Source organism: Streptomyces alkaliterrae (genome assembly GCF_007097205.2).
Taxonomy (GTDB): domain Bacteria; phylum Actinomycetota; class Actinomycetes; order Streptomycetales; family Streptomycetaceae; genus Streptomyces; species Streptomyces alkaliterrae.
In genome coordinates this window covers 1-6,946 of the sequence record NZ_VJYK02000291.1, presented here as the reverse complement: position 1 = coordinate 6,946, position 6,946 = coordinate 1, and the positions used below count along the sequence as shown (strand labels likewise).

Sequence of the window (6,946 nt, the reverse complement as noted above, 5' to 3'; positions counted from 1 at the left end):
GGGCGGGCAGATGCGGGGCCGACGCCCTGTCTTTTGTCTATGAGGGGAGGCTACCCAGGGGTTACGTGACCCCCGGGTAGATCACACCAAAGGCTGACCACAACGGGCAAAACGACTCCCTAGCCTTCGGGAATGTCCACAATCGCTCCGCCTGACGGCGTTGTCGCCGCAGGCTCAGAGGCGTCCGGCGCGCCGCCCACGAAGCCGCCGCGCCGCCGCATCCCCGGCATCGACCTGGCCCGGGGAATCGCCGTCATCGGGATGTTCGGCGCGCACACCCTGATGACCGGGGAACTGGGCTGGCACCCGTCCACCTGGGACGCGCTCGTCAACGGCCGCTCCTCGATCCTGTTCGCCACTCTGGCCGGCGTGTCCGTCGCCCTGCTGTCCGGTGGGTCCCGGCCCTACGACGGGGAGGCGCTGCGGGACGCCCGGACGCGCATCCTGGTCCGCGCGGTTCTGCTGCTGGCCATCGGCTCGCTGCTGACGATGCTCGGCTCGATCGCCGTCATCCTCGAGGTGTACGCCGTCCTCCTCGCGGTGAGTGTGCTGTTCCTGCGGTGGCGACCGCGGCGGTTGTTCGTCGGGGCCGCGATCACGGGGGTCTGCGGCGCCGCGGTGGCGTATCTGCTGAACGGCGCGCTGTCCATCTGGGAGATGAGCGCGTACGACGGAGTTGTCGGGATGACGCTCGGCGGCGTGTACCCGGCGCTCGTGTGGATGGCGTTCGTCCTGCTGGGCCTGGGTGTCGGGCGGCTGGACCTCACCGCTCGGCGGGTTCAGCTGCGGCTGGTCGCGGCCGGGCTCGTGATGGCGCTGGCCGGCTACGGCGGCGGCTGGGTCAGCGAGAAGGCGTACGGCGTCGACCGGGTCGTCGTCGACGACCAGTCGGGTTCGAAGGGCTCGGTGAGCGGGTCCTTCGACGACGACGAGGACTTCGAGTTGCCGGACCCGGTTTCGCCGGAGGAGATCGACTTCTCCGGGCTGATGTGCTCCGAGTACGAGGAGGGGTACGTCTCCTGCGAGCCCGAGGAGACGGCGGACGGCGAGGGCGACGGCGGGGGCGAGGAGAGCTTTGGTGAGCTCTTCCGCTCGCTGCCGGAGTCGCTTGCCGGCTGGGAGCCGCACTCGGGTACGCCGTTCGAGGTGGTCGGCTCCTCCGGAGTCGCGCTCCTGATCCTGGGACTCTGCCTGCTGGCGCCGTCGTTCGTCCGGCGTCCGCTCTACCCGGTGGCTGCGGCCGGGTCGATGGCGCTCACGCTGTACGCGGGACACGCCATCGCGCTGAAGATCGCCGCCGACAACGATGTCGAGCAGAGCGCCAAGGGCTTCGCGCTGCTGACGCTCGGCGCGCTCGTCTTCGCGGTCGTCTGGCGGCGGTGGCTCAAGCAGGGACCGCTGGAGCGGCTGCTGACCAGCCTGTCGAAGCGTGCGACGAGGGCGACCGTACGCCACCGAGCCCTCCCGCCCCAGGGCAGCGAGGAGGGCAGCGTGCTCAACTCCCCGGCGACGACCGGTGAGACCGGCAGGTAGGCGGCGCGCCGCGGGGTTCGGGGTGCTGCCGACGGGGAGTCGGCGGCGCCCCGGCGGCGCACGGGTGGCCGAGCCGAGTGCGCAGTCGGCGCCACCCGCGGGGAGGCGGTCTTCCGGCGGCGGATTCCGGCCGCCGGATTCCGGCGGCCCGCGGGGAGCCGTTTCCGGCCAGTCGGCAAAGGGGGCCGAGCCGACGAAGGCGCCAGTCGCCGCAAACCCGTGCACACCAGTCGTCTCGGGAAGCAACGGCAGCACCAACGCCACCCAACGGCACGCACAACGGGACAACTTGGTCTCATCAGGCGGTCGCTACGGGTGGTAGTCGACCACGGGGGCGACAAACGTTCCGAACGACGTGAGCGGAGCCACCCCGGGCGGTCTTCGCGCAGTTGAGCACGGTGGACGGCGGGGGACGGGAGTGAACGATTCCCCCCATCCGGGGCACTACGCTCGGTGATCTGTGCCACATGCGTTCCCACGGGGCCCGGGTGGCGCTAACTTTCCCTTCCATTACACGTCCGCAACCCGGACTTGGCTGTCCCGACGCCGAACAGCTCGTCCCTACCAACGCACTGGAAGGACCCGTCTGTGCACGCTCCACAGAAGAGGAGACGGCGTACCACCGCGGCTCTCGCAGTAGCCGCACTCGCCACCCCCCTCATCATCGCCACCACCGCTTCTCCCGCCGTCGCCAAGGGCAAGCCCAGCGAGGGCGAGAAGCTCGCCGCCCAACTGGTCAAGAAGACCGGCCAGGCCAACGGCATGAAGCACCTGAGGGTGTTTCAGTCCATCGCGATGGCTCATGACAAGAACCGGGCCGCGGGTTCCCGTGGTCACGAGCTCTCCGCGCGGTACGCCGGCACGCTGCTGAAGGCGGCCGGCTACAAGGTGACGTACCAGGACTTCGACTTCGTGTACCGCGAGACGGTCGCGGAGAAGCTGAAGGTCCTCTCCCCCGAGGAGCGGGACGTCGCCATCAAGCTGATGACGTACACCAAGAGCACTCCGAAGGGCGGTGTCGAGGCGGAGGTCGCCGAGGTGCCGAGGCACCCCGAGGGCCTGACCGGCTGCTCCGCCGACGACTTCGCGCCGGAGGACTTCACCGGCAAGGTCGCGCTGATCCAGCGCGGCGGCTGCACCTTCGCAGACAAGCAGGCCAACGCCGCCAAGGCCGGCGCGGTCGGCGCCGTCATCTACAACAACACCGCGGGCGAGCTGAACGGCACGCTCGGTGACGCCGACGCCGCGAAGATCCCGACCGGCGGCATCAGCAAGGAGCACGGCGACGCGCTCTCCGCCGAGGTCGCCAAGGGCACGGTGAAGGTCAACCTGGAGCTGATCGAGTTCCAGGAGACCCGTACCACCCCGAACGTGATCGCCGAGACGCCCACCGGCGACAAGAACAACGTCGTGATGGTCGGCGCGCACCTGGACTCCGTCACCGACGGCCCGGGCATCAACGACAACGCGTCGGGCTCGGCGGGTGTCCTGGAGACGGCTCTCCAGTACGCCAAGGCCACCAAGCTGAACCACCACAAGCCGCACAAGAAGCAGCCGAAGAACCAGGTGCGCTTCGCGCTGTGGACGGCGGAGGAGATCGGCCTCCAGGGTTCGGAGCACTACGTCGAGAACCTGTCGGAGAAGGAGCGCGAGAACATCGCGCTGTACCTGAACTTCGACATGATCGCGTCGCCGAACTACGGCCTCTTCGTCTACGACGGTGACGACTCCGACGGTGAGGGCGCCGGCCCGGGCCCGGACGGGTCCGCCCAGATCGAGTACAAGATCAACAAGTTCATCAAGTCTCGGGGCGAGCAGCCGCGCGGCACGGACTTCAGCGGCCGTTCGGACTACGGCCCGTTCATCGCGGTCGGCATCCCCTCGGGCGGCACCTTCACCGGCGCCGAGGGCGTCAAGACCGAGGAGCAGGCCAAGCTGTGGGGCGGTAAGGCGGGCGTCGCGTACGACGAGTGCTACCACCAGGCGTGCGACGACATCAACAACGTCGACAAGAAGGCCTTCGACATCAACATGAAGGTCATCGCCCACACGGTCGGCCACTACGCGTGGGACACCGGCAGCCTGCAGGACGAGGTGCCCTTCGCTCCCACGAGCGGCGGCACCGGTAGCGGCGGTGGTCTGCACGAGCACCACGACCACGACGAGCCGGACGCCAAGTGAGTCGGTTGTCGCGGCGGCCGCTGAGAGCGGGCTGACGTGACGGAGGGCGGGTACGGGGCCTTGGCGGGCCCGGTACCCGCCCTTCCGGCCTCGCACGCGGACACTTTCGGGGGAAAGCCGGTGAGGCTTCCCCAGGGCGAGAGGACCGTTTTCGGCGGTACGTCCTGGTTCAGGGCCGCCCGTCGAGGCTGCGATCGCCGCCCGGCGCCCGGTAGGCTTTCCGTGTGATCTTCAAGCGAATCGGTAACGGTCGGCCTTACCCGGACCACGGCCGGGACAGCACCCGCCAGTGGGCTGACGTCGCCCCGCGTCCGGTGCGCCTGGATCAGCTCGTCACCACCAAGGGCCAGCTGGACCTGGAGACCCTGCTCGCCGAGGACTCCACCTTCTACGGGGACCTCTTCGCGCACGTCGTGAAGTGGCAGGGCGACCTGTACCTGGAGGACGGGCTGCACCGCGCCGTCCGCGCGGCCCTCCAGCAGCGGCAGGTGCTGCACGCCCGGGTGCTGGAACTGGACTGAGCGAAGACCTCGCTGGGACCGGTGCCTCTCTGGCACCGGCACCCTCGCACGGGCCGGCGACGAGCCCTGCCGAAGGGCGCCCGGAAAATCCCTTTTTGCGCCTTCCGGGTTACCGGCACCCCGATCGGTTGATCAGCTTGTAGGCATGTTTCGCGCCCGGGGATACGCTGCGGCTATGAGCATGCTGACTCCCCCCGGCATGGGCGGCAAGTACCGGATCACCGGCAGCCGGTACCCGCGCATGCGACGGTCGAAGGGCCGTCGCAGATTCCTCCTCGGCACGGCGGCCACGGCCGTCGTCCTGGCCCTCGCCCTGGTCGGCTGGGGTGTCGTGCAGCTCGTCGACGTGTTCACCGGAAGCGATACCAGCCGGGCGACCGCCGGTCGCTCGTCCGACCAGGACTGCAAGGCCAGCGTGCCGGTCGCCGACGCCGAACCGCTGAAGCTCCCCGATCCGGCGGCCATCACCGTGAACGTCTACAACGCGACCGACCGGACCGGGCTGGCCAAGGACACCGCCGAGCAGTTGGAGAAGCGCGGCTTCCGCATCGGCGCCGTCGACAACGCGCCGGAGGAGCTGGACAAGAAGGTGAAGGCACCGGGCCTGCTGCTCGGCACCCCGAAGTCCGAACGGGACGGCGCGCTCGCCGTGCTCGGCGCGCACCTGGCGAAGGCCGAGACGAAGACCGACCGGGCCCGCGAGGGCGACGCCGCGAAGAGCGTGGACCTCGTCCTCGGCGACGGCTACCGCAAGCTCACAGCCCCGGCGGCGGCCGCCCGCGCCCTCACCGCGCTCGCGAACCCCGGCCCGTCGGCCTCCCCCTGCGAGTGACGGAGCCCGCGCGACGACGGTGGTACGGCCCCTGGGCCGCGGTGTGGGGCGGCCCAGGGGCCGCCCCACACGGGTCTCAGCCGGCCGAGCCGTACATCCGGTCCCCGGCGTCGCCGAGGCCCGGCACGATGTAGCCGTGCTCGTCCAGCCGCTCGTCCACGGACGCCGTGACGACGGTGACCGGCGCACCGGCCAGCTCCCGCTCCATCAGCTCCACGCCCTCGGGCGCGGCGAGCAGGCACAGCGCGGTGACGTCGTCCGCACCCCGGTCGATCAGCTCCCTGATCGCCGCGACGAGGGTGCCGCCGGTGGCCAGCATCGGGTCCAGCACGTAGACCTGACGGCCGGAGAGGTCGTCGGGCATCCGGGTGGCGTAGGTGGTGGCCTGCAGCGTCTCCTCGTCCCGGATCATGCCCAGGAAGCCGACCTCCGCGGTCGGCAGCAGCCGGACCATGCCGTCGAGCATGCCCAGGCCGGCCCGCAGGATCGGCACGACCAGCGGCTTGGGGTTGGAGAGCCGGACTCCGGTGGTCTCGGTGACCGGCGTCCGGATGTCCACCTGTTCGGTGCGCACATCGCGGGTGGCCTCGTACGCGAGCAGGGTCACCAGCTCGTCGGCGAGGCGCCGGAAGGTCGGCGAGTCGGTGCGCTCGTCGCGCAGTGTGGTCAGTTTGTGCGCCACCAGCGGGTGGTCGACGACATGGGTCCGCATGACTTCGACAGTAGCCGAGCAGGATGGATGCACCCGGCACACGGGTGGCGCGAAACCGCTGGTCCGGGGCAGAGTGGTCTGATACGCCGGAGGTGAGGCCTATGTCCGACCTGAAGGGTTCGAGCGGTCGACGGCGGGTCGGCCGGGGCGCTGACGCCCTCGTGTCCGCCGAGTCGGAGGCGCCGGTCGAGGCGGTGTCGCCGGACGCCGGGCTGTGCGAGGGCACGGTGGACACGGACCGGCTGCGGCGCCGGGCCCGGTTCCTCCGCGAGCTGAGCGAGGCACAGGCGCTGCGGGAGCGGGTGCAGCCGCGCCGCGCCCGGGTGGCCAGACTGCGTCAGCAGATGCGGATGCGTACGTTCCGTTGGTGAAGGTCGGAAAACCTCCCCGGGCCGTCCGGGGGACACATCCGGCCGAACCGCAAACACACGCCCGACGCACGCCCGAAGACCCCTCGCCCACGCCAGGTTTCTGTCACGATTCCGAGTGAGCGGGGCACCTGCCTCACCGCCCCTCCTTTGCTCACCCGGGAACTCAGGCAACCAGTGGGAGATTCACGGTGTACTTCGCCGCACTTCTCGCGCACAGCGCCGACGGCTGGCAAGCGAGCGACACAGAACTCGACGACGTGGAGACCCTGACCGACCTCGCCGACCTGGCCCGCGAAGCGGCGCACGGGGACGAGACGGTACTGGTCTGCATCGAACAGGACGGCGCCTGGTTCGGCGTCGTACGGGTGGACGGCGAGGAGGAGGACCCGCGCGTCTTCGTGTCCGACGCCGCCGCCGCGTCCCGGAGCGCCTACGGCGAGCTGCTGCTCACCGACGAGGTGCTGGGCCGCGACCCGAAGGCACCGGAGGACTACGACAGCCTCGTCGACCTCGACGGCACCGAGGAGGGCGAGCCCGATCGCGGCGACGACGAGGACACCGACGCGCCGGGCTCGGCGGAGGCGGTGCCGGCCGGGCCGGTCGGCGACGCCGCGCTGCTCGACGACCTGGGCATCGACGAGAAGGGCGTGCTGTCGCTCAGCCCGGACGAGGCGCTCAGCGAGATCGCGGACGTGCTGGGCTGTACGGACGTACTGGAAGCCGTCAGATGATCCGGTGGGCCGTGCCCGCGCGGCACGGCCCACAAACCCCCTCCCCGCCCCGAACCTCCGGCGTA

The 6,946-nt window shown here is 70.4% G+C and carries 7 protein-coding genes; 6 read left to right on the top strand and 1 reads right to left on the bottom strand.

Going from position 1 to position 6,946, the window contains the following annotated elements; all coding sequences use genetic code 11:
* The first annotated feature begins 132 nt into the window (after positions 1 to 132).
* From FNX44_RS21675 to FNX44_RS21660, 4 genes are all read left to right on the top strand, one after another.
* Positions 133 to 1,533 carry a heparan-alpha-glucosaminide N-acetyltransferase domain-containing protein gene (locus FNX44_RS21675; RefSeq protein WP_143650373.1) on the top strand — a complete coding sequence of 467 codons (1,401 nt, stop codon included), beginning with the start codon at positions 133 to 135 and terminating at the stop codon, positions 1,531 to 1,533.
* A 588-nt stretch (positions 1,534 to 2,121) separates the two neighbouring features.
* The gene (locus FNX44_RS29760; protein WP_143650371.1) at positions 2,122 to 3,714 is read left to right on the top strand and encodes a M28 family metallopeptidase; all 1,593 of its coding nucleotides are present in this window, start codon (positions 2,122 to 2,124) and stop codon (positions 3,712 to 3,714) included.
* A 224-nt stretch (positions 3,715 to 3,938) separates the two neighbouring features.
* Positions 3,939 to 4,235: a type II toxin-antitoxin system VapB family antitoxin gene (locus tag FNX44_RS21665; protein WP_071268372.1), complete on the top strand. Its 297-nt coding sequence runs from the start codon at positions 3,939 to 3,941 to the stop codon at positions 4,233 to 4,235.
* A 175-nt stretch (positions 4,236 to 4,410) separates the two neighbouring features.
* Positions 4,411 to 5,067, top strand: a complete 657-nt coding sequence (locus tag FNX44_RS21660) for a LytR C-terminal domain-containing protein (protein WP_143650369.1) — start codon at positions 4,411 to 4,413, stop codon at positions 5,065 to 5,067.
* Positions 5,068 to 5,143: 76 nt separating this feature from the next.
* Here FNX44_RS21660 and upp read toward each other — a convergent pair whose 3' ends face one another.
* Complete coding sequence (gene upp, locus FNX44_RS21655) at positions 5,144 to 5,779, bottom strand: uracil phosphoribosyltransferase (protein WP_143650367.1); 636 nt, start codon at positions 5,777 to 5,779, stop codon at positions 5,144 to 5,146.
* Positions 5,780 to 5,880: 101 nt separating this feature from the next.
* On the opposite strand from upp, the gene FNX44_RS21650 reads away from it, so the two are divergent.
* On the top strand, positions 5,881 to 6,150 hold the full coding sequence (locus FNX44_RS21650; RefSeq protein WP_143650364.1) for a hypothetical protein: 270 nt from the start codon (positions 5,881 to 5,883) through the stop codon (positions 6,148 to 6,150).
* A gap of 188 nt (positions 6,151 to 6,338) precedes the next feature.
* The gene (locus FNX44_RS21645) at positions 6,339 to 6,881 is read left to right on the top strand and encodes a tRNA adenosine deaminase-associated protein (protein WP_143650363.1); all 543 of its coding nucleotides are present in this window, start codon (positions 6,339 to 6,341) and stop codon (positions 6,879 to 6,881) included.
* Positions 6,882 to 6,946: the final 65 nt, after the last annotated feature.